This is a genomic window from Streptomyces achromogenes (assembly GCF_030816715.1).
GTDB lineage: Bacteria > Actinomycetota > Actinomycetes > Streptomycetales > Streptomycetaceae > Streptomyces > Streptomyces achromogenes_A.
Window position 1 is genome coordinate 4,101,601 of the sequence record NZ_JAUSYH010000001.1, and the last position, 22,767, is coordinate 4,124,367.

The following is a 22,767-nucleotide window of genomic DNA, read 5'->3' on the forward strand; positions in this document are numbered from 1 at the left end:
GGGGTGCCTCGCCGATCACATCTCGGGATTCAGGCGAGGTCGGCGGCAATCAGTTCCGCCACCTGTCGGGTGTGCTCGGTGAGGTAGAAGTGGCCGCCCTCATAGGCGTGGAAGCGGATGTCCTTCGTGCCGTGCCGCTTCCATTCCATGACCGCGTCCGCCGGGGTGCGGGGGTCACGGTCGCCTGTGAGCACCGTCAGCGGACAGGACGGTTCGGGGCCCGTCCGCCAACTGTAGGTGCGTACGGCCCGGTAGTCCGCCCGCAGCGCGGGCAGGATCAGCTCCAGGAGCGCCGGGTCGGAGAGCAGCTCGGCGTCCGTGCCGTCGAGCGCCCGCAGGTCGTCGAGGATGCCCTGGTCGTCGGTGATCTCCTGCTCGCTCTCGACGCCACGCGAGGGGGCGGGGCATCCGGAGACGTACAGCCGCGCGGGGTTCAGGAGGCGGGCCGCCTCGTACGCCACCAGGGCACCCATGCTGTGTCCGAACAGCACCACCGGGCGGTCGTCCAGGGCCGGTTCGAGCGCGGCGACGACCTGCCGGGCCAGCTCGTGGAGGTCGTCGACGGCGGGTTCGTGCCAGCGGTCCTGGCGGCCGGGGTACTGGACGGCCAGCACGTCGGCCACCTCGCACAGTTCCGCGGAGAGGGGGACGAAGTAGCCCGCCGCGCCGCCCGCGTGCGGCAGGCACACCAGCTGGACCGGGCGGGTCGCCGGGTCGGGCGTGGTGTGGAACCTGCGCAGCCAGGTCCTGGGGCCCACCGCGGCCGTCATGCGCCGGCCTCGCTCACGTCGGTGAGCGCCGCGGCGGTCGCCTCGCGCACGGTGCCGTCAGGTCGGGTGAAGACGTACGTCAGCTTCGGCAGCGCCTCCTCCAGGGCGTCGAGCATCGCCGTGTGGTCGGCGCAGGAGCCCCAGATGACGTCCAGCGGCGTGGTCATCACCCCGCCGGCCAGGTCGGTGCCCGGGCGGACGTAGGGGCGGATGCCGTCGATGCCCTCGACCTTGCGCACGTCCGTGGCCCCGTGGATCGCCTCCAGCCGGCACGGCTCAACCGGGGCCATGGTGTTGAACAGGAAGTGGACGCGGCCGCCGTAGTCGAACTCCGGGATCTGCGAGGTGTCCCCGAGGGCGAGGAGGCCGCCGAGGCGCACCATGTCGACGCCGCAGACCCGGCGGCTCATCAGGTTGAGATGGCCCGAGAGCCGGCCGTTGACCTCGATGACGCGCGGGCCGTCGGCCGTAAGCTTCAGCTCGGTGTGGGTGATGCCGTAGCGCACTCCGAGGGCGTCCAGGGCGCGGGTGGTGAGGTCGGTGACCTCCGCCAGGACGTCGGCCGGCAGGTGCGAGGGCCAGTAGCTGCCCAGCTCGCGGAACGGCTTGAGCAGCGGGAACTTGCCGGTCACCGCCAGGTGCCGCACGCCCTGCGGCGTGCAGACGCTCTCCACGGACACGTAGTCCCCGTACGGCGCGCTCGGCACGCCCTGTAGGAGCTCCTCGACCGTGTACGCGGCCTCCGTGCCCTCGGGGAACAGCCGCGGCAGCAGCTCTTCCATCTCGGCGGTGGTCGTGACGGCGTAGGTGTCGCGACTGCCGCCGCCGCGCACCGGCTTGACGATGGCGGGCAGGCCCACGGCGTCGTACACCCGCGGCCACTCGTCGGGTGAGCTCAGCGGGTGGGAGCGGACCTTGTCGACGCCGGCGTCGCGCATCACCTGGCGCTGGCGGATCTTGTCGGTGACCGTCGCGGCCACCTCCGGGGTGTGGGACGGCAGGCCCAGCGCCTCGGCGATCTCCGCCGTCCTGCCGACCATGCGCTCGCTGTAGGTCACCACCGCGTCCGGCGCCAGGTCCCGCGCCAGGGCGATGTCGCCCTTCGTGGTGCCCGTGAGCGGCACGACGGTGCCGAAGTTCTCCAGGACGGGCCGCAGCCGTTCGGCGTGGCCGGTGGGCGGGAGCAGGAACACGATGTCCCCGAGGTCGGCCAGGCCGACCCCGATCTCGCCCGCGGAGGCCGCGCCGTCGTCGTAGAGCACCGCAAGGGTGCGGCGCCGCTCGCTCATGCGGTGCCTCCGGCGGCCGTGAGGGCGGCCTCGAAGTGGCGGGCGTACTCGCGCACGCGGGCCTCGTCGAGCAGCGCGGGGTCGTAGGCGACCGAGACGCGGCTGCCGACCTCGGCGCCGTCGACCTCGAAGTCGACGCGGAAGGGGAAGCTCGGCTTGCCCTTCACCCACCAGTCGCGGGTCCGCAGGCCCTGGGTGCCGTCCAGGTCCTCGTAGACGTGGAAGTTCATGAAGTTGAAGGTCACGTCGAAGGGCGGCCGGCCCAGGCGGCTCTCGATCTGCGCGAGCGGGAAGGCACGGTAGGGCGCTCCGTCGCGCTCCGACGCGTGGGCCCTGCGGGCCAGCTCGGGCAGGGGCGCGCCGAGGTCCGTCAGTCGCAGCGGCACCGTGTTGAGGTAGAGGCCGACCATCAGGTCGGCGCCCGGCCGCTCCGGGCGGGTGTTGACGACGACACCGCTGACCACCTCGTCGCGGCCGGTCCAGGCGGACAGGGCACGCGCGTGGGCGGCGAGCGCCAGCGACTTCAGCGAGACGCCGGCGTCGCGGGCGGTGGCGCGCATGCCGTCGAGCACCACACCGGGCACGGTGAACTCGACGCCGGCGACCGCGTTGGCCGCGCCGTGGAACTGCCCGTGGGAGAACAGCAGCGGCTCGCTGTCGGCCTGCCCGTGCCAGAAGTCGGCGGCCTCGCCGGAGGCGAGCAGCTCGCGCTCGGCGACGATGAAGTCGTGCTCGCCGGTGGCGGGCGGCCGCGGCAGTTCGGCGTTCTCGCCGCGCAGCTTGGCGGCGTACAGCTCCAGCAGGTCGACGATGAGCCGGCCGTAGCTCCAGCCGTCGACGATCGCGTGGTGGCTGGCGATCGCGACGTGGAAGGAGTCGGGCTGGGCCACGACGTGGCAGCGGAACAGGGGCGCCCGGCTCCAGTCGATGGGCAGGGCCAGGCCCTCGCGGCTCCAGTCGCGGATGCTGTCGTGGCCCTTGGCCGGGTTTTCGTCGCCGATCCGCTCGACGGTCAGCGGGGGTTCGACCTTCTCCCACTGCAGCTGCACCGACTCGGAGTACGTGCCGAGATCGAAGGAGGTGCGCAGCGCGGCGTGGCGGTCGCACAGTTCGGCCAGGGCCTCGCGGAACAGCCGCTCGTCGAAGGCGGCGACGGTCTCCCAGCCGATGATGGAGTGGTAGAGCTCCGGGTCACCGCTGGTCTCGCACAGGTAGATGATGCCGACCTGGAGGGCGGAGGCGGGCAGAGCCGCCGCGACGCCGACCGGCACGAGGATGCGGTCGCTGGGGTCGAGGAGCGCTTCCCGCTCCGCGGCTGGCGCCGGGGCGGCGGCGGGCGCGGGGGCCTGTGTCGCGAGGTGGGCGGCCAGCTCGCGGACGGTCGGGTGGAAGAGAAGGTCCTTGAGGGTCATCGCGATGCCCCGCTCCTGCACGGCCGAGACGACGCGCAGGGCGATGAGCGAGTCGCCGCCCAGGGCGTAGAAGTCGTCGTCGGGGTCGACCTCCTGGCCCCCGAGCTGCCCGCCGACGATGCCGGTCAGTACGGCGGTCAGGTCCGTCGCGGACTGCTCCATGGTGTGGGGGTTCCTCTCGTTCATCGGCCCGCCACCGCTTCGACGCGGCGCGGTACGGCGCGGACCGGAAGGCTGGTGAAGCCCGCGACGAAGTTGGACACAAGGTGCTGCGGTTCGCCGGCCGGCACGAACTCCTCGAACCGGTCGAGGACTTCCTCGAAGAACAGGCGCAGGGTGAGGCGTGCCACGGTCGCCCCCAGGCAGTAGTGGGTGCCGTAGCCGAAGGCGATGTGACGGTTGTCGGAGCGGCGGACGTCGAAGCGGTACGGCTCCGGGAAGACGTCGGCGTCACGGTTGGCGGAGCCGACCCACACGGCGACGGCCTCGCCCCGGGGCACCACTCCCCCGGCGATCTCCACATCGTCCACGGCATAGCGCAGGAAGCTGCTGGCCGGGGAGGTCCAGCGCAGCCCCTCCTCGACGAGCGAGGGGATCAGCCCGGGGTTCTCGCGCACGGCGCGGAGCTGGTCGGGGCGCTCCATCAGGGCGAGGACGGTGCCGGCCACGGTGTGCGGGGTGGTCGCGTTGGCGCCCAGGAGCAGGCTGTAGCAGTTGACGACCACCTCCTCGCGGGTCAGTTCGCCGTCCCGCATGGTCATCAGCAGCCGGAAGGCATCGTCGCCGTCGGTGCCCTTGCGGGCCTCGTACTGCGTGGCGAAGTACTCGAAGAGCTGGTGGTGCGCGATGGCGAGGGTGGCGTGCGGGTTGCGGATGGTGAACACCGGGTCCTGCGGGGCGGCGGCCATGCCCGTCCACTGGACCAGGTCCTTCCAGTCCGGCTCGGGCAGGTCCATCAAGGCGCCGGCGATCGCCATCGGCAGCATGGTGGCCTGCTGGGCCAGGTCCCAGACCGGCCCGTCGAGGGCGCCGGCGACCAGGGAGCGCACGGCGTCGCGGATGCGGTCCTCGCTGCGGGCCAGGCCGCGGCCGGTGAACATCTTGTTCAGGGGGCGGCGCAGTTCGCTGTGGCGGGGCGGGTCGGTGGCGACGAGCATCCGGCCGGAGGCGGCGTCGTCGTGTCCGAGCTGGCTGAGCAGGCTGCCGCGCTCGGAGGTGAACTCGCGGTGGCTGCCCAGGACCCGGCAGGCGTCGTGGTAGCGGGTGACGTTGAAGAAGGCGCGTGTGTCGGGCAGTTCGCTGCGGTGCAGCGGGGCCTGCTCGCGCATCACGGCCCAGGCGGCGTGGGGGTCCCCCTCGGCGTGGTAGGCCGCGTCGAACAGGTCGACGCGGGACAGGTCGACCGCGGCCCGGTCGGCGGCCGTGACGTCGGTCAGCTTCACCTGGTCACTCCCGCCTGCGTCAGGGACCGGGCCAGTCCGGCCGGGGTCGGGTCGAGGTAGAAGGAGATCGGGGAGATCTCCACGCCGAACTCGCGGTGCAGTTCGGCGATGAGCGCCACCGCGAGCAGCGAGTGCCCGCCGAGCTCGAAGAAGTCGTCGTCGGCGCCGATGCCCTCCAGTCCCAGGTGGTCGCACCACATGCCGGTGACGGCCTGCTCCAGGACGCCTTCGGGCGCGCGGTGGGAGGCGTTGACCTCGGGGCGCTCCTGGACGGAGCGCTGTTCCAGCGCGGTGCGGTCGACCTTGCCGTTCGGGGTGAGCGGGAGCTCGTCGACCACGCGCACCAGGGAGGGGACGGCGTAGGCGGGCAGGGTCTCGGCGAGCCGGGTGCGCATCTCGAGCGCGGAGGGCCGGGCCGCGGTGTCGGCGGGGACGACGTAGGCGATCAGCCGGCGGGTGCCGGAGCCGTCGCGCGGGGCGACGACCTCGGCGCGGGCGACCGCAGGCAGGGCGGTCAGCGCGGCCCCGACCTCGCCGGTCTCGATGCGGAAGCCGCGTACCTTGACCTGGCCGTCGGCGCGGCCGAGGAACTCCAGGGTGCCGTCGGCGGTGCGGCGTGCCAGGTCGCCGGTGCGGTACATGCGCTCGCCGGGGGCGCCGGTGGGGGCGGCGACGAAGCGGGCGGCGGTCAGGCCCGGGTTGCCGAGGTAGCCGTGGGCGAGGCCGGTGCCGGTCGCGTAGATCTCGCCGGTCTCGCCGTCGGCGACGGGGCGCAGCCGCTCGTCGAGGAGCAGGACGCCGGTGCCGGAGACGGGCCGGCCGACGGGGACGGCCGTCGCCCCGGTCGGCTCGGTCATGGCGTGCACGGTGGTGAACGTGGTGTTCTCGGTGGGCCCGTAGCCGTTGGCGACGACCGTGTGCGGGAGCGCGGCGAGCGCCCGGTCGACGTGTGCGGCCGAGAGGGTGTCGCCGCCGGCCAGCAGATGGCGCAGCGCGGGCAGGTCGCGCAGCCCGAGGTCCACGGCCTGGTGGAAGAGGCCCGCGGTCAGCCACATGACGCTGACCCGCTCCTCCCGTACGAAGGAGAGCAGTCCTTCCAGGGAGAGGTCGCCGTCGGGCGCGACGGCGAGGCGGGCGCCGTTCAGCAGGGCGCCCCAGATCTCCAGCGTGGAGGCGTCGAAGGCGAGCGGCGCGAAGTGCAGGAACACGTCGTCGGGCGTGGCGGTCAGGAAGTCCGCGCCGCGCACCAGGCGCAGCACCGCGCGGTGCGGGACGCACACGCCCTTCGGAGTGCCGGTGGAGCCGGAGGTGTAGGCGACGTAGGCGACGCGGTCACCGCCGGCGACGGGCGCCGGCGGGGCCGTCCCGGGCTCCGTCTCCTCCGACGGCTCGTCCAGGGGGACGAGCACGGTGTACGCGTCCCCGAGGTCGTCGGCGGCGCCCTTGTCGGCGAGCACCACGCGGACCGCGGCGTCGCGCAGGATCAGGTCGCGGCGTGCGGCCGGCTGGCGGCGGTCGAGGCCGAGGTAGGCCGCGCCCGCCTTGAGGACGGCGAGCAGGTGGACGGCGGTCGCGGCGCCGCGGCCGGCGGCGAGGGCGACGACCTCGCCGGGGCGTACGCCCTCGGCGCGCAGACGGTGGGCCAGCCGGTTCGCGCGGGCGTCGAGTTCGGCGTACGTCAGCGTGGCGTCGTCGCCGGTGACCGCGGTGCGGTGCGGGTGTTCGGCCGCGAGGCGGGCGAACAGGGAGTCGATGGTGTCGGTCATCAGTGGTGTCCTTCGGCGGGCGAGGAGACGGCCACGGCGGGCAGCGGGGCGCCGGGCAGGGCCAGCGAGTGCAGCAGCCGGGTCAGTTCGGCCGGGGCGTTCAGGAACGCGTAGTGCGCGCCGGGCAGTTCGGTGAAGGTGACCTGCTCGGACCACTCCTGCCAGCCGGTCAGCTCGGCGGGCTCGATCTCCGGGTCCTCGCTCCAGGTGAGGGCGGTGACGGCGAAGGGCAGCCGGACCGGCTCCGGCCGGTGGTAGACGCGGTTGGCGTCGAGGTCCTGGTGCAGCACGTGCAGGGTCAGTTCGATCAGCATGGGGTGCGCCTCGCCGCCGCGGGCGACGACGAGTTCCGACAGCTCGGCGCCGAGTGCCTCGTCGGTCATGTCCAGGAACCGGTCCTTGGGGCAGTCCTGCGGGGCCACTTGCGCGGAGACGACGACCTCGCGCGGCACCGGTCCGCCCAGCTCCGCGAGGCGCAGCGCGGTCTCGAAGGCGGGCAGGGAGCCCGCGCAGTGCCCGAAGAACACGGCCGGCCGGTCGAGGTAGGGCAGCAGCTCGTCGGCGAGGTTCTTCGCGAGGTCCTGGTAGGTGCCGTAGTGGGCCTCGCGGAAGCGGTTCTCGCGTGCCGGCAGCTGCACGGGGCAGATCTCGACGTCCCCGATCATCCGCGGCCACCGGTTGAACATCGAGGCGCCGACGCCCGAGTACGGGAAGCAGAAGACGCGGGCGGCCGCGTCGTCCGACGGCTTGCGCAGCAGGGAGCGCGGGAACTTCGCGGGGGCGGTCGGGGCGGCGTGGGCGGATGCGGTCATGCCTTGCTCTTCTCTGCGGCCTCGGCCCCGGCCTCGTGCCCGGCCTCCGATTCGGGTACGTCGGTCACGGTGCGCACCGAGCGCAGCAGCAGGACGGCCGGTCCCGCGAGCGTGATCAGCGCGGCGGCTCCGTACAGCGCGGTCTGCACGCCCACGGCGTCTGCCACCGGACCGGCGCCCGCCATGCCCAGCGGCACCAGGGCGAAGGAGCCCAGGGACTCGTAGGACATGACGCGCGACAGGGCGTGCGGCGGCACGTTCTTCTGCAGCGCCGTGTCGAGCAGGACCTCGTAGACGTCGATGACGATGCCGGCCAGGAAGGTGGCGACGGCGATCGCGGCGAGCGGTGCCTCGGCGGCCATGAGCAGCACCGACAGCGGGAAGCCCATGGTGAGGAGGGCGGCCGCGCGCACCGGGCGGCGCGGCCGGATCTTGATGGCCACCACGCTGCCCACGATGAAGCCGAGGGCCTGCGCGATGAGCACCACGCTCCAGGCGCCGGCCCCGCCCAGCGACCGGTCGGCCATGACCGGCCCGAGGACGTAGAAGCTGCCGGCGAGCAGGACGTTGACGTAGGCGAGTTGGGAGACCATCACCCAGACCCACTGCTTGGCCGTGAACTCCTGCCAGCCCTCGCGGATCTGCCGGATCAGCGTGGGCGCGTCGGACGGCGGCGGCTGGTGGGCGACCTTGACGCCGAGCAGCAGCAGCGCGGAGAGCGTGAAGGTCGCGGCGGGCACGACCATGGTGTTCCCGGCCCCGATGGTGGAGACCAGCACACCGCCCAGGGCGGCGCCGAGGATGCCGCCGCCCCGCATCGAGAGCTTGAGCAGGGAGTTGGCGGACTGCAGGTCGCCGCCCGAGACGAGCAGCGGCATCGCGGAGCGCGAGGCGGGCTCGAAGAGCGCGGTCGCCGCTCCGGCGAGGGCCGCGAAGCCGGCCAGCATCCACGGGGTGGCGTGTCCGGTGATGACCAGGACGGCGGCGAGCCCCTGGGTGAGGCCGGCGGCCAGGTCGGCGCCGACCATGACGCGCAGTTTCGGCAGCCGGTCGGCGATCGCCCCGCCGAGCAGGACGAACGTGACCTGGCTGAGCAGCCGCGCGGCCAGGACGACGCCGAGCATCGTCGGGGAACCGCCGGGCAGGTGCAGCACGGTGAACGCGAGCGCGATCGGGGCGATCGCGTTGCCGAGCAGGGAGGTGGACCTGGCGGCGAACAGCGCGAGCACGGAGCGGTCCTTCAGGACCGCGAAGTCGCTGGTCATACCGGTGCGCCCTCCTCGACGGGGGCGGGACGCAGGTCGGTCCAGTTCGCCTCCACGTAGGCGAGGCACGCCTCACGGCTGTCGGTCGGCAGGACCACCGACCAGCCGGCCGGCACCTCGGCGAACTCGGGCCACAGCGAGTGCTGTCCCCGGGCGTTGACGATCACCTGGAAGCGACCGGTCTCGTCGTCGAACGGATTGGTCATCGGTCATTCCCCTGCTTCTCGCTGCGCCGGGCAGCGGTGATCTCGGCCAGCGCCTCTGCGAGAACCGGCCCCATCTGGGCCAGCGACTCCGGCTGGTTCATGGCGGTGTGGGTGGTCTTGACGGAGTGCCAGGTGACCCGGCCGGCGACGTACTGCTCCCAGACGTCGGGCATGGGCGCGCCGTCGTTACGGCCCTCGGTGGCCAGGAAGAAGAGCACGTCCCCGAGGAACTTCTCCGGCTCGTGGTCCTTGACGATGTGGCGGTTGTGGGACATCGCCGTCAGCAGCGCGACGAGCTGGTCCTCGGTGAGGCTCGCCAGCGCACCGGTGTCCTGCTTGAGCACCTCCAGGACGTCGGTGATCTCCTTGGAACCGGCCTGCGGCACCACGCCGGGCCGCTCGGGGTCGAGGAGGGCGGCGACCATGTTCTGCTCGTTGACGCGGTAGTGGTCGGGCACGCCCGGGTAGCAGTCGAGCATCGTGAGCAGCGCCGTCTCGTCGCCCTCGGCCTGCAGCTGGGTGGCCATCTCGAAGGCGACGACGCCGCCGAAGGACCAGCCCAGGAAGTGGTAGGGCCCCTGGGGCTGGATGCGCCGGACCTCCTGGACGTACGTGGCCGCCATCTCCCGTACGGTCGCGGGCATGTCGCCGGGGTGCAGCAGGCCTCGGGCCTGGATGCCGTAGACGGGCATGTTCTCCGGTACGTACTTGAGGAAGCTGGAGTAGCTCCAGGCGAGGCCGCCGCCGGGGTGGATGCAGAACAGCGGCTCCAGGTCGCCGCCGGTGCGCAGCGGCAGGACCGTCTCCAGGGCGGCGGCGCCGTTGTCGACGCCGGCCCGCTCGGCGAGGCCGGCGACGGTGGGCGCCTCGAAGAAGGAGACCATCGACAGTTCGAGCCCGAGGGCGGTGCGGACCCGGGCGATGAGCCGAGCGGCCAGCAGCGAGTGCCCGCCGAGCTGGAAGAAGTCGTCGTCGATGCTGACGTGCGGCAGGCCGAGGACCTCGGCGAACAGCTGGCACATGACCTCTTCGCGCGGGCTGCGCGGGGCCCGGCCGGAGGTGGTGGCGCCGATCTCGGGGCGCGGCAGCAGGTCGCGGTTGAGCTTGCCGTTGCCGCGCAGCGGCAGCGCGTCGAGCAGGACGTAGGCGGCCGGGACCATGTAGTCGGGCAGCCGGGCGGCGACCTGGCCGCGCAGCTCGTCCGGGGTCGGCGCCTCGGCGCCTTCGACGGGCACGACGTAGGCGGCCAGGCGCCGGTCGCCCGGCTGGTCCTCGCGCACCACGACCGCGGCCCGGGCGACGGCCGGGTGTTCGGCCAGCACCTCGTCGATCTCGCCGAGCTCGATGCGGAAGCCGCGCAGCTTGACCTGGCCGTCGACGCGGCTGACGAAGTCCAGCGTGCCGTCCTTGCGCCGGCGGGCGAGGTCGCCGCTGCGGTACATGCGCTCGCCGGGCCCGCCGAAGGGGTCGGCGACGAAGCGGGTGGCGGTGAGACCCGCGCGGCCCAGATAGCCGCGGCCGACCCCGATGCCGGCCAGGTACACCTCGCCGACGACGCCGACGGGCACCGGGTTCAGGTGCGCGTCGAGGACGTGGACGCGGGTGTGGGAAAGGGGGCCGCCGACCGGGATGCGCCCGTCGAGGTCCGCCGCGGTGACCGGGTGGACGCACGACATCATCGTGTTCTCGGTGGGGCCGTACTGGTTGACGACCTCGCAGCCCCACTCGTTCAGGAGCGTGCCCGCCTCCGGGGCGCGCAGCGCCTCGCCGCCGGTGCCGACCAGGCGCAGCGCGGCGACGTCGGCGGGCCGGAGGTCGTAGGAGAGCACGGCTTCCAGCAGGGACGGGACGATGAACAGGATCACCGTGGGGCGGACGGCGCGCAGTTCGTCGACGACGACGCGCGGGTCGCGGGCGCCGTCGACGGGCAGCAGCGCCACCGTGGCGCCGACCGCGAGCGGCGCGAACAGCTCACGGACGGAGGGGTCGAAGCCCAGGGCGGTGATCTGCAGGCTCGTGTCGGCGGGGGTGAGCCGGAAGCGCTCGATCACGTCGGTGAGGCGGGTGGCGACACCGTGGTGCTCGATCAGGACGCTCTTGGGCCGGCCGGTGGAGCCCGAGGTGTAGATGATGTACGCCAGGTCGCCGGCGCCCGCGACGGGGGCGGGGCGGTGCACGGGGGCGGCGGCGAGCTCCTCGTCGCGGTCCGCCCGCAGCAGCCGTACCCGCTCGGGCAGGCTGAGGTCGTCGCCGAGGTCGGCCTCGGTGAGCAGGACGGTGGCGCCGCAGTCGGCGAGCATGAACTCACGCCGCTCCGCTGGGTGTTCGGCGTCCAGGGGGACGTAGGCGCCGCCGGCCTTCCACACGCCGAGGATCGCCGCGACGGCTTCGGGGCCGCGCCGCAGGCACAGCGCGACACGGCTGTCCGGGCCGACGCCGAGGGCGCGCAGCCGGTGGGCGTACTGGTTGGCGCGCTCGTCGAGTGCGCGGTAGGTCCAGGTGGCGCCGGACTGGGTGAGGGCGACGGCGTCCGGCGTCGCGTCCGCCTGGCGTTCGACCAGTTCGGCGGTCAGCTCGGTGGTGGCGGGCCGCGTCGAGGTGTCGTTCCAGCGCACCAGCGACGCCCGCTCCGCCTCGGTCAGCAGCTCGACCTGGCTGAGCCGGGTGGCGGGGGCGGTGGCGACGGCGCGCAGCAGCCGGGCGAGGCGGCCGGCGATCGACTCGGCGGTGTCGCGGTCGAACAGCGCGGTGCTGTACTCCAGGGCGGACCGGATGCCGAGGGCCTCGCCGTCGGCGCCGCGCCGCTCCTCGAACTTGAAGGACAGGTCGAACTTGGCGGTGCCGCTGAGGACGGGGTAGGCGGTGCCGGTGACGCCGGGCAGGCCGAAGTCGTCCGGCATGCTGTTCTGGGCGACCACCATCACCTGGAACAGCGGGTGGCGGGCGGCCGAGCGCACCGGGTTGAGCGCCTCCACGAGCCGCTCGAACGGCAGGTCCTCGTGGTCGAACGCGGACAGGTTCACCGCGCGCAGGCGCCCGAGCAGCTCGACGAAGCTGGGGTCGCCGGAGGTGTCGGCGCGCAGGACCAGGCTGTTGACGAAGAAGCCCACGAGCGGGGTCAGCGCATCGTCGGTGCGGCCGGCCACGGCGTTGCCGAGCGGGATGTCGGTGCCCGCGCCGAGCCGGGTGAGCAGGGCGGCGACGGCGGCCTGGAGCACCATGTTGACGGTGGTGCCGGTGGTCCGGGCCAGGGCCGCCACCGCGGTGTGCAGCTCCTGGTCGAGGTCGCCGACGACCATGTCGCCGGCGAAGTCGCCGCCGGCGGGCCGCGGCCGGTCGGCGGGCAGGTCTAGCTCGTCGGGCAGCTCCGCGAGCGTCTTCGTCCAGAAGTCCAGCTGGCGCGAGACGAGGCTGTCCGGGTCGTCCTCGCCCGCGAGCAGCTCGTGCTGCCAGGCCGCGTAGTCGGCGTACTGGACGGGCAGCGGCTCCCAGTCGGGGGCCGCCCCGGCCAGACGCGCCGTGTAGGCCTGGGCCAGGTCGCGGATCAGGGGTTCGAGCGACCAGCCGTCGCCCGCGATGTGGTGCAGGACGAGGAGCAGGACCCACTGTTCTTCGCCGGTGCGCAGCAGCCGGGCGCGCAGCGGCAGGTCGCGGGTCAGGTCGAAGGGGGCGCGGGCGGCGGCCGTCACCTGCTCGTCGACCAGCTCGGGCGTGGTCTCGACGACCTTCAGTTCCGGCCGCGCGTCGGCGGCGGCGAGGACGCGCTGGTGGGCGACGCCGTCGCGCTGCGGATAGACGGTGCGCAGCACCTCGTGACGGGCCACCACGTCGCGCACGGCCGCCTCCAGCGCGGCGACGTCGATGCTGCCGGTGAGGTGCAGGGCGTGCGGGATGTGGTAGGCGGCCGTGCCTTCGTGGACCTGCTGCAGGAACCAGAGCCGCTGCTGGGCGTACGAGAGCGGGGCGTCGCCCTCGCGGGTGCGGGCCCGTACGGCCGGGCGGGTGCGTCCTGCGTGCGCCCGGGCCGCGAGCGCGCCCGGGGTGCGGGCGTCGAAGAGGTCCTTGACGGCGACCTCCAGGCCCAGGACGGCGCGGATGCGGTTGACGAGGCGGATCGCCATGAGGGAGTGGCCGCCGAGGGCGAAGAAGTCGTAGTCGGGGGTGACCGAGGTGCGGCCGAGGACCTGCGCGAACAGCTCGCACAGCAGTTCCTCGCGCAGCGAGCGGGCGGACGCCGCCCCGGCGCCGGCGGCGGTGGCGGCCGGCGCGGGCAGTTTGTCGCGGTCCAGCTTGCCGTTGACCGTCATCGGGAACTCGCTCATCGCCCGGAAGGCGACGGGCACCATGTACGAGGGCAGCAGCGCGAGCAGGTGGTCGCGCAGCCGCGCCACGTCCAGGGCGGCGCCGTCGGCGAGCACGACATATCCGGCCAGCTCGCGCTCCCCGTCGAACTCCTTGACGGCGACGGCCGCCTGGCGCACGTCCGGGTGGGCGGCCAGCGCGGTCTCGATGTCGCCGAGCTCGATGCGGAAGCCGCGGATCTTGACCTGGGCGTCGCGGCGGCCGCGGTATTCGAGGTCGCCGTCGGGCAGCTGGCGAGCGAGGTCGCCGGAGCGGTAGCCGCGCAGCGGCGAGCCGTCCGCTGCGGTGAGGGTGACGAACCGCTCGGCGGTCAGGTCGGGGCGGCCGAGGTAGCCGAGGGCGACGCCGGGTCCGGTGACGACGATCTCGCCGGTCTCCCCGTCGGCGACGGGGGTGAGGTCCTCGTTCAGGAGCTCGATGCCGAGGTCCGGCAGCGGGCGGCCGATGAGGCTGCGGTCCTGCTCCAGGTCGGTGGCCTTCACACGGCGGTGGGTAGCGTGCACGGTGATCTCGGTGATGCCGTACATGTTGACGAGTTCGGGCGTGGCGTCGCCGTACTTGTCGATCCAGGGCGCGAGGTCGGAGAACCTGAGGGCCTCGCCGCCGAAGACCACGGAGCGTACGGACAGCCGGTCCTCGTGGCCGCGCTCCTCGGCGATCAGCTGGCCGAAGGCGGTGGGGGTCTGGCTGAGCATGGTGACCCGCTCGTCGCGCAGCAGGGCGCGGAAGCGGGCGGGGTCCTTGGCGATGTCCCCGGGGACGATCACGACGGTGCCGCCGTACAGGACGGCGCCCCAGATTTCCCAGACGGAGAAGTCGAAGGCGAAGGAGTGGAACATCGACCAGACGTCGTCGGGCCCGAAGCCGAAGAGCGACTCGGTCTCGGAGAACAGCCGCACGACGTTGCCGTGGGTGACCTCGACGCCCTTGGGGCGGCCGGTGGTTCCCGAGGTGAAGATGATGTACGCCCGGGTGTCCGGGGTGATCGTCATGGGCCGCAGGGGCGCGGCCGGCGTCTCCTGCGGGGGGCCGTCGAGGACGAGGACGTCCTGCCCGGCGGGGAGCGCGGATGCCAGCCGGGCGGTGGTGAGGACGAGCGCGGGCGCCGCGTCCTCCAGGATGGTGGCCAGGCGGGCTGCCGGGGCTCCCGGGTCGAGCGGCACGTAGGACGAGCCGGTCTTCAGGGCCGCGAGGGCGGCCACCACCATGTCGCAGGAGCGCTCCAGGAGGATCGCGAGCGGCCGGGCGGGCTGGTCGGTCCGCGCCTGGATCCGTGCCGCGAGGTCCGTCGACGCGGCTTCGAGTTCCTCGTAAGTCAGCCTGTCCGTACCGCACTTGACTGCGACGCGTTCCGGATGGCGCTCGGCGGTCGCCAGGAAGGCACTCACCAGAGTCGCTTCGGTCGAATGGTTGGCAGCACTGCTCGGCATGCTCAGATCCCCCGATTCCGAGAAGGGTGCGACGTACGTCCGCACTCGACCGAGTGATCGGCGGAACCGTACTGATGGCGAGAACATAAGATCACTTGCCAGATCTTGTCAATCCATTGCCTAACCCGAGGCAGCTCGCTACCTTCAGGAGGTAACCCCTGATCAGACGCTTCGGGCCACCGCCCGGACCGATCGTCGCCGCCGCCCGGCCCGACCCTGGTCCAAGGCGGCGAAGAGAAGGAGAACCCCATGAAACGCATCAGCCGTATACTTCTGGCCGCCCTCGCCGTACTCACCCTGGGCGCCCCCGCGGCCGTCGTCGCTCAGGGCGGCCAACCCATGCGGAACACGGCGCAGCAGGCGTCCATCGAATGGCCGTGATAACACTCGCCCACCGCGAATTCACTCACTGTTTGACTTGCCAAGTACCTGATTGACAACATTGCCAGTCAGGGAGGGGGACACGGACACGAGCCTGGGGACGAAACATGCTGACGCAACCCTCATTCGGCCGCCGACTGAAGCAACTCCGGCAGCAGCGCGGAAAGACCCAGTCGGACCTCACCGGCCCCGGCATGTCCTCCGCCTACCTGTCGCGCCTCGAATCGGGCGCACGCCCCCCCACTGAGCGCGCCGTCGCCATCCTCGCGGAACGCCTCGGCGTCCCGGCCGGCGCCTTCGAGACGACGGATCCCTCAGGCCTGGTGGACGTCCTCGCCGCGGTGCTCGTGGTGGGCGACGAGTCGGGCCACGCCCGGCGGATGCTGGAGTCGGCGCTCTCCGGCGCCGAGCACGTGGACGTGGGCTTGCAGTGGCAGGCCCATGCCCACCTGGCCAGACTCCTCACGGCCGACGGCGAGCGGTCCGAGGCGCGCACCACGCTGACCAAGTTGGCGGCGCTCTCGGACGAGCTCGGCCACGCCGTGCTGCGTGTCTACTCGCGCCTGCACCTCGCCCGCGTCCAGCGCGACCTGGGCGAGGCCGACTCGGCCCGGATCACCGCGCTCGAAGCGCTTCGAATCGGCAGCGAGGACTCCCTCGACAACCACGACATGCTCCGATGTCGCCTGTTGCTCGCCTCGGTGACAGCCGAACTCGGGGACCTCGCCGAGGCCTTCCGCCTCAGCGAGGAGGCCTGCGCCCGAGTCGGCGGGCAGACCGGCGCGCTGGCGGCCCAGGCCCTATGGACCGCCGCGACAGTCTCGACCCGCAAGGGCAACTACGAGCTGTCTGCCTCCTTCCTGGAACGGGCGATGACCGCACTGTCCAGCCGCGATGACCTGCTCCTGTGGATGCGCCTGCGCCACGCCGCCGCGGCGCTGGCCCTGCAGGCACTGCCGCCCGCCCCCGACAAGGCGCAGCGCTACCTGGACGAGGCACACCCCGCCCTGGAACTCGTCGGCACGGCGCAGCACCAGCAGGAGTGCGCCTTCCTGCACGCCCAACTCGCCTACGTGCGAGGTGAGTACGAGGAGGCCGACCGCCACTGCGAACAGGCCGCCACCGAGAAGGTTCGGCTCAACTTCCGGGACCGGATCCGCTTGGAGATGCTCAAGGCGCAGATCCGCGTCAAACAGTCCGACCCGACGGCCCGCGCGCGCCTCTACGCCCTGGCAGCCGAGGCACAGGCCCACGGCATGCTCGACCTCACCGCCGAGATATGGCGCGCAGCCTGCCTTGGGGACCAATAGAACAGCCAGTGACGCCAAGCACTTGATCTTGCCTCGCTCTCCTACAGCTGACGTCGATCCGCCGCCGCGGCAGAGCCCGGCTCACGGCCTGGCCGGTCAACCGAGGCGTCCGCGGCGCAGACGCCGTCACGGCCACAGCACTTCAGGCAACGCAGGCTCGGCAAACCGCCCAGGGTTCGTCGATGCTGTGCACGCCGAGTGCGAGTGGGTCCAGCGACTGGCCCTGTCTCACATTCGGTGGTGACGGAGAGTGCTGCTGTCCGAGGAGGATGCGGTGCCGGAGCAGGGTGAAACCTGCTCGTCCGTGCATTTGGCGCGCGATCCGTTTGGTCTTGGTGTTGACGCCCTCACCACCCGCCGAGCCCGCGGACCCGTCGATGACAGGCGCGTTGCTCCCTGGACACCGGGACGGGTCTTCGCCGTCCGGGCCGGCATGCCCGAGCGGTTCCGGGCCATGGTCGACCTGGGTGGCGGCTTCGGCTTGCGCCAAGGCTCTCGGTCAAGCACTCCGGCCGCCGCCGGGCCCGCCGCGCTGAGGTCCCACAGAGGGCCCAGGCCCACCAAAAAGCCCCCGACCTGCCAGGAAACCGCAGGTCGGGGGCTTGCCGGTGTCTCGTTACTTCTTCTTGCCCTGGTTCTTCACTGCTTCGATCGCTGCTGCGGCTGCCTCGGGGTCGAGGTAGGTGCCGCCGGGGTTGAGGGGCTTGAAGGCGGCGTCGAGTTCGTAGGAGAGGGGGATGCCCGTCGGGATGTTCAGGCCCGCGATGTCGGCGTCCGAGACGCCGTCGAGGTGCTTGACCAGGGCGCGCAGGGAGTTGCCGTGGGCGGCGACCAGGACCGTGCGGCCGGCGAGGAGGTCGGGGACGATGCCGTCGTACCAGTAGGGGAGCATGCGGACGACGACGTCCTTCAGGCACTCCGTGCGGGGGCGCAGCTCCGGCGGGATCGACGCGTAGCGCGGGTCGTCCGACTGGGAGAACTCCGTGCCGTCCTCGAGGGCCGGGGGCGGGGTGTCGTAGGAGCGGCGCCACAGCATGAACTGCTCCTCGCCGAACTCCGCGAGGGTCTGGGCCTTGTCCTTGCCCTGGAGGGCGCCGTAGTGGCGCTCGTTCAGGCGCCAGGAGCGGTGGACCGGGATCCAGTGGCGGTCGGCGGATTCGAGGGCCAGCTGCGCCGTGCGGATCGCGCGCTTCTGGAGGGACGTGTGGACCACGTCGGGCAGGAGGTCGGCGTCCTTCAGGAGTTCGCCACCGCGGACCGCCTCCTTCTCGCCCTTCTCGTTGAGGTTGACGTCCACCCAGCCGGTGAACAGGTTCTTCGCGTTCCACTCGCTCTCGCCGTGGCGGAGGAGGATCAGCTTGTACGGTGCGTCGGCCATGCGTCCGAGCGTAATCGACGGCTCCGGTCGGTCGTACATCCGCTCATACAGCGGACATACCGGGGGCACACCGCCGCCGCGGACGACGACGATTGACGGTTTCCGTTAATCGAGTGGCCTCACCCCCGCTTCCCTCGTAAGTTCTGAGTGCCGCCTGCGCCGCTTACATCCGGGGGATCCGCCATGCCTGTCGCCGTCCTGAACCGTGCCGTCCGAGAGACGCTCTCCGGACTGCCCCGCGAGTTCTGGTGGCTGTGGACCAGCACCCTCGTCAACCGGCTCGGCGCGTTCGTCGCGACCTTCATGGCGCTGTACCTGACCCTCGACCGCGGCTACTCCGCCTCCTACGCCGGGCTCGTCGCCTCGCTGCACGGGCTCGGCGGGGTCGTCTCGTCGCTCGGCGGCGGGGTCATGGCGGACCGGCTCGGACGGCGGCCCACGCTGCTCGTCGCGCAGACCTGCACCGCCGCCTCCGTGGCGCTGCTCGGGTTCGTGGAGCATCCGGTCGCCATCGCCGGGGTCGCCTTCCTCGTCGGGATGGCCTCCAACGCCTCCCGTCCGGCCGTGCAGGCGATGATGGCCGACATCGTGCGGCCCGAGGACCGGGTCCGCGCGTTCTCGCTGAACTACTGGGCCATCAACCTCGGGTTCGCCGTCTCGTCCATGGCCGCCGGGTTCATCGCCGAGGTCAGCTACCGGGCCGGCTTCCTCCTCGAGGCGGGGATGACGCTGGTCTGCGCGGTCGTCGTCTTCCTCAAGCTGCCCGAGTCGCGGCCCGTGCGGACGGACAAGGGCGTCCGCGACGGCGACTCGGTCGGGCTGGGGACGGTCCTGCGCGACGGACGGTTCATGAGCGTCGTCGGGTTGTCGTTCCTCGTGGCGCTCGTCTTCCAGCAGGGCGGCGTCGGCCTGCCCGTGGCGATGGGCGCGGCCGGGTTCACGCCGGCCGACTACGGCATGGCGATCGCCGTGAACGGCGTGCTCATCGTCGTGCTGCAGATCCCCGTGACGCGGTTCATCGAGCACCGCGATCCGCGCCGGCTCCTGGTGATCTCCTCGGTCCTCGCGGGGTACGGCTTCGGGCTCACCGCCTTCGCCGGGTCGGTCGGCGTCTTCGCGCTCACCGTCTGCGTGTGGACGCTGGCCGAGATCGTCAACGCCCCGACGCAGACGGGGATCGTCGTCCGGCTCTCCCCCACCCACGGCCGCGGGCGCTACCAGGGCATGTACACGCTGTCGTGGGCGGTGGCGTCCCTGATCGCCCCGGTGATGTCCGGTGTCGTGATCGACCGGTTCGGCGCGGAGTGGCTGTGGGGGCTGTGCGCGGTCGTCGGGACGGCGGCGGGCGCCGGGTACGCCGTGCTGATGCGGCGGCTGCCGGACGAGGAGTCCGTCGCCGCCGACGCAGGCCACGCGACGGGGACCTCCTCCCCCGTCACCGACAGCCCGGTCACCGACAGCCCCGTCGGCGCCGCGAAGCCCGAGGTCGGCGCCGTCTGACGAGTGGGGTCGCAGCGCCCTCGCGGCCGTCAGGAGTGCATCCGCGCCCCCTTCAGGGCCTTGTCCACCGCGTTCTTCGGGCCGTACACGGCCAGCCCGACCAGGTCCAGCTCGCCGGTGGGGACGGCGCGCACGGCGGCGCGGTTGTCGCGGTCGTTGCCGGTGGTGAAGAGGTCGCTCGTGAACACCGCGCGCGGGAGGGACCGGGAGAGCACGCGCGCGTGCGCGGTCTTCAGGGTCTCCTCGGCGCCCTCGAAGACCAGCACCGGCTGCCGGAACATCGGCAGGCACGGGACGCCGTCCGCGTCCTCGTAAGGCTCCCCGATCACCTCGGGGAGCTTTGTGCCGAGTCCGCTGACCAGGAACGCGGTGACGTTCAGCCGCTGCCAGGTCTCCAGGTCCTCGCGCAGCAGGACGGCGATCTTCGTGTCGAATCGGATGGGTTCACTGTTCATGCGGTGAGACTGCCGATCGGCGGACGTCCCCGTCTTGTACGTTCTTTGCATGGCAGCCCGGCAGGAGGTCTCCGCCTGGCGTCCGGCCGTACGGGGCGTCGTGGAGGTCTTCCACGCCCACTTCACCGGATACGCCTACCCCATGCACGTCCACGAGGCCTGGACGCTGCTCATCGTCGATGACGGCGCCGTCCGCTACGACCTGGACCGGCACGAGCACGGGACGCCGCACGACACCGTCTCGTTGCTGCCGCCGCACGTGCCGCACAACGGGTCGCCGGTCACCTCGGACGGCTTCCGCAAGCGGGTCCTGTACCTGGACGGCGGCGTGCTCGGCGAGCACCTCATCGGGGCCGCCGTGGACGCGCCCGACCTGCGTGATCCCGTGCTGCGGCGGCGGGTGGGGCAGCTGCACTCCACGCTCGCGCGGCCCGGGGACGAGCTGGAGGCCGACAGCAGGCTGGCGCTGATCGGGGAGCGGCTGCGGGTCCATCTGCGGGACCGGCGGCGTGCCGGTCCGCCGCGCCGCGATCCCGCCCTGGCCCGCCGCCTGCGCGAACTGCTCGACGAGCGGGTCGTCGAGGGGCTGGCACTGGAGGAGGCGGCGGGGCTGGTGCGGGCGCATCCGGCGCATCTGGTGCGGGCGTTCAGCGGCGCGTACGGCATCGCCCCGCACCAGTACCTCACCGCCCGCCGCGTGGACCTGGCCCGTCGGCTCCTGCTGGACGGGCGGCCGCCGGGCGAGGTCGCCGCGGCGGCCGGGTTCTACGACCAGGCCCATCTCACCCGGCACTTCCGCAAGTTGGTGGGGGTCACGCCGGGTCGGTACGGAGGCGGAGAGAGACGGAAGTCCTCCGCCCGCTGACGGCGGCCCCGCGTCGCCTCGCCCCCACCCGGCTCATCCCACCCGGGCCGGCCACCCGGCTCAGCCGCCCGCGTGGTCGGGGTCAGCCGGTCGCCGCGTCCTCCGGGTCGGTCGGGCGCCGGGTCAGGTGGGCGAAGGCGTCCAGGTTGCGTGTCGACTCGCCCCGGGAGACCCGCCACTCGTACTCCCGGCGGATGGCGCTCGCGAACCCGAGCTCCAGCAGCGTGTTGAACGCTCCGTCGGCCGCCTCGAGGACCTGACCCATGAGGCGGTCGATCTCGTCGGCGGTGACGGCGGCGAGGGGCAGCCGGGCGGTGACGTAGACGTCGCCGAGCTGGTCGACGGCGTAACTCATCCCGTACAGCTTGAGGTTGCGCTCCAGCAGCCAGCGGTGGACGCCGGACTCGTTCTCGTCGGGGTGGCGGACGACGAAGGCGTTCAGGGAGAGGGAGTGACGGCCCACGATGAGGGAGACGGTCGTCTTGAGCTTGCGGGCGCCGGGGAGTTGGACCACGTAGGACCCGGGCGACGGGGTCTCCCACTCCAGCTCCGCGTCCTTCAGGAAGTCCTCGATGACCTGCGCGGCCGTCTTCTCCACGTCACCCATGCTCGGAGCGTACGCCACGGCGGTGGGCCTGGGCCGCGGCCGCGTAGACGTCCGCGGTGGCGGCGGCGGCGGTGTCCCAGCCGAAGGACTGGGCGTGCGCGGCGGCGGCCGCGCCCATGCGGGCGGGGAGTTCGGGGCCGTCGGCGAAACGCTCGAGCACGCGCGCGTAGCGGGCCGGGTCGTGGCCCCGCACCAGGAAGCCCGTCTCGCCGTCGCGGACGGCCACCGGCAGGCCGCCGACCGCGGCCGCGAGGACGGGGGTCCCGGCCGCCTGCGCCTCTATGGCGACCAGTCCGAAGGACTCGCTGTAGGAGGGGACGACCAGCAGCGACGCCGCCCGGAACCAGTCCGCGAGCTGGTCCTGGCCGACCGGCGGCCGGAACCGCACGACGTCGGCGACGCCGAGCCGCGCGGCCAGCTTCTGCAACCCCTCCGGCTTGGCGAGGCCGCTGCCGCTGGGGCCGCCGACGATCGGCACGACGATGCGGGAGCGGAGCTCGGGGCGCTCGTCGAGCAGCACGGCGACGGCGCGCAGCAGGACGTCCGGAGCCTTCAGCGGCTGGATGCGGCCGGCGAAGAGGGGTATCAGGGCGTCCTGGGGCAGGCCGAGGCGGGCACGGGCGGCGGCGCGGCCGTCCGCGGGGCGGAACCGGTCGAGGTTGACGCCGGGATGCACGACGGCGACCTTGCCGGGGTCGGCGTGGTAGTGGCGGACGAGCTCCTCGGCCTCCTCCGTCGTGTTGGCGATGAGGCGATCCGCGGCGACGACGATCTGGGTCTCGCCGATGACACGGGCGGCGGGCTCGGGCGTGTCGCCGTCGGCCAGGTTGGCGTTCTTGACCTTCGCCATGGTGTGCATGGCGTGCACGAGCGGGGCGCCCCAGCGCTGGGCGGCCAGCCAGCCCACATGGCCGGAGAGCCAGTAGTGCGAGTGCACGAGGTCGTAGTAGCCGGGGCGGTGGCCGGCCCAGGCCTGCATCACACCGTGCGTGAAGGCGCACAGCTGGGCCGGCAGGTCCTCCTTGGCGAGGCCTTCGTAGGGGCCCGCGTCGACGTGCCGGACGAGGACCCCGGGGGCCAGCTCGACGACGGGCGGCAGGCCGCCGGTCGTCGCGCGCGTGAAGATCTCGACCTCGATGTTGATGGCGGCGAGGCGCTGCGCGAGCTCGACGATGTAGACGTTCATGCCGCCGGCGTCGCCGGTGCCGGGCTGGTGGAGCGGGGAGGTGTGCACGGAGAGCATCGCGACGCGACGGGGGCGGCGGTGGAGCCTGAGCCGCTGCGGCGCGGTCTGAGAGCGACGCCCGAGCTTGTTGACGTAGCTCACGTGGCGGTCCTCCTCGCTGCGGGCATGCCTGAGGGAGGGTGTGGGGCGCCCTCCACGGAGCTGCAACCCGGACGGGCACATTCCCATTCCGGCGTGTTCCGCGACCGCGGCGTTTTTTGCCCAGCCATTACCATAGATCGCTCAACCGTTCGACGACGTTCTGCGTGCGGGAATCCCGCACGGCCGCACC

17 protein-coding genes and 1 pseudogene are annotated in these 22,767 nt (G+C 72.6%); 5 read left to right on the plus strand and 13 right to left on the minus strand.

All coding sequences use genetic code 11. The annotated features are described in order from the left end of the window. Positions 1–29: 29 nt before the first annotated feature. Genes QF032_RS18305 through QF032_RS18345 form a run of 9 tightly spaced genes read right to left on the minus strand, consistent with a single transcriptional unit; the run spans position 30 to position 14,754 of the window. Positions 30–770: a thioesterase II family protein gene (locus QF032_RS18305; RefSeq protein ID WP_307056608.1), complete on the minus strand. Its 741-nt coding sequence runs from the start codon at positions 768–770 to the stop codon at positions 30–32. Next, entirely contained in the window at positions 767–2,059 is a 1,293-nt protein-coding gene (locus tag QF032_RS18310; RefSeq protein ID WP_307056609.1) for an ATP-grasp domain-containing protein, read from the minus strand. Before QF032_RS18310 ends, QF032_RS18305 begins: the two co-directional genes overlap by 4 nt. Beyond that, positions 2,056–3,657 (minus strand): condensation domain-containing protein, encoded by a 1,602-nt coding sequence (locus QF032_RS18315; RefSeq protein ID WP_307056611.1) that lies wholly within the window; start codon positions 3,655–3,657, stop codon positions 2,056–2,058. The genes QF032_RS18310 and QF032_RS18315 overlap by 4 nt, the downstream gene beginning before the upstream one ends. Further along, complete coding sequence (locus QF032_RS18320; RefSeq protein ID WP_307044034.1) at positions 3,654–4,913, minus strand: cytochrome P450; 1,260 nt, start codon at positions 4,911–4,913, stop codon at positions 3,654–3,656. Before QF032_RS18320 ends, QF032_RS18315 begins: the two co-directional genes overlap by 4 nt. Then, positions 4,910–6,679: a non-ribosomal peptide synthetase gene (locus QF032_RS18325; protein WP_307056614.1), complete on the minus strand. Its 1,770-nt coding sequence runs from the start codon at positions 6,677–6,679 to the stop codon at positions 4,910–4,912. Before QF032_RS18325 ends, QF032_RS18320 begins: the two co-directional genes overlap by 4 nt. After that, a complete protein-coding gene (locus QF032_RS18330; protein WP_307044040.1) occupies positions 6,679–7,491 on the minus strand; it encodes a thioesterase II family protein in 813 nt (270 codons plus the stop codon). The genes QF032_RS18325 and QF032_RS18330 overlap by 1 nt, the downstream gene beginning before the upstream one ends. Next, positions 7,488–8,756 (minus strand): MFS transporter, encoded by a 1,269-nt coding sequence (locus tag QF032_RS18335; protein ID WP_307044042.1) that lies wholly within the window; start codon positions 8,754–8,756, stop codon positions 7,488–7,490. Before QF032_RS18335 ends, QF032_RS18330 begins: the two co-directional genes overlap by 4 nt. Further along, positions 8,753–8,962 carry an MbtH family protein gene (locus tag QF032_RS18340; RefSeq protein WP_073898706.1) on the minus strand — a complete coding sequence of 70 codons (210 nt, stop codon included), beginning with the start codon at positions 8,960–8,962 and terminating at the stop codon, positions 8,753–8,755. The genes QF032_RS18335 and QF032_RS18340 overlap by 4 nt, the downstream gene beginning before the upstream one ends. Beyond that, on the minus strand, positions 8,959–14,754 hold the full coding sequence (locus QF032_RS18345) for an amino acid adenylation domain-containing protein (protein ID WP_307056616.1): 5,796 nt from the start codon (positions 14,752–14,754) through the stop codon (positions 8,959–8,961). The genes QF032_RS18340 and QF032_RS18345 overlap by 4 nt, the downstream gene beginning before the upstream one ends. A gap of 249 nt (positions 14,755–15,003) precedes the next feature. On the opposite strand from QF032_RS18345, the gene QF032_RS18350 reads away from it, so the two are divergent. The 3 genes and pseudogenes from QF032_RS18350 to QF032_RS18360 form a co-directional block, all read left to right on the plus strand. Continuing rightward, entirely contained in the window at positions 15,004–15,135 is a 132-nt protein-coding gene (locus QF032_RS18350; protein WP_307056617.1) for a hypothetical protein, read from the plus strand. 107 nt (positions 15,136–15,242) lie between these two features. Next, entirely contained in the window at positions 15,243–16,445 is a 1,203-nt protein-coding gene (locus QF032_RS18355) for a helix-turn-helix domain-containing protein (protein WP_307044048.1), read from the plus strand. A gap of 361 nt (positions 16,446–16,806) precedes the next feature. Continuing rightward, positions 16,807–16,938: pseudogene (locus QF032_RS18360) on the plus strand (site-specific integrase); the annotation flags it as partial. Positions 16,939–17,061: 123 nt separating this feature from the next. On the opposite strand, the gene QF032_RS18365 reads toward QF032_RS18360, so the two are convergent. Then, positions 17,062–17,823 carry a phosphoglyceromutase gene (locus QF032_RS18365; RefSeq protein WP_107443310.1) on the minus strand — a complete coding sequence of 254 codons (762 nt, stop codon included), beginning with the start codon at positions 17,821–17,823 and terminating at the stop codon, positions 17,062–17,064. A gap of 183 nt (positions 17,824–18,006) precedes the next feature. Between QF032_RS18365 and QF032_RS18370 the strand changes: the two genes are divergently transcribed. Next, entirely contained in the window at positions 18,007–19,323 is a 1,317-nt protein-coding gene (locus QF032_RS18370; RefSeq protein ID WP_307056619.1) for an MDR family MFS transporter, read from the plus strand. Between the two features lie 29 nt (positions 19,324–19,352). Here the strand turns inward: QF032_RS18370 and QF032_RS18375 are convergent, their stop codons facing one another. Continuing rightward, positions 19,353–19,778, minus strand: coding sequence for a DUF2000 domain-containing protein (locus QF032_RS18375; RefSeq protein WP_307056621.1), 426 nt, complete (start codon positions 19,776–19,778; stop codon positions 19,353–19,355). A gap of 49 nt (positions 19,779–19,827) precedes the next feature. On the opposite strand from QF032_RS18375, the gene QF032_RS18380 reads away from it, so the two are divergent. Further along, a complete protein-coding gene (locus QF032_RS18380; protein WP_307044054.1) occupies positions 19,828–20,643 on the plus strand; it encodes a helix-turn-helix transcriptional regulator in 816 nt (271 codons plus the stop codon). An 82-nt stretch (positions 20,644–20,725) separates the two neighbouring features. Here QF032_RS18380 and QF032_RS18385 read toward each other — a convergent pair whose 3' ends face one another. Beyond that, the gene (locus tag QF032_RS18385) at positions 20,726–21,250 is read right to left on the minus strand and encodes a YbjN domain-containing protein (protein WP_307056623.1); all 525 of its coding nucleotides are present in this window, start codon (positions 21,248–21,250) and stop codon (positions 20,726–20,728) included. Beyond that, positions 21,243–22,577, minus strand: a complete 1,335-nt coding sequence (gene mshA, locus QF032_RS18390; protein WP_306951030.1) for a D-inositol-3-phosphate glycosyltransferase — start codon at positions 22,575–22,577, stop codon at positions 21,243–21,245. Before mshA ends, QF032_RS18385 begins: the two co-directional genes overlap by 8 nt. Positions 22,578–22,767: the final 190 nt, after the last annotated feature.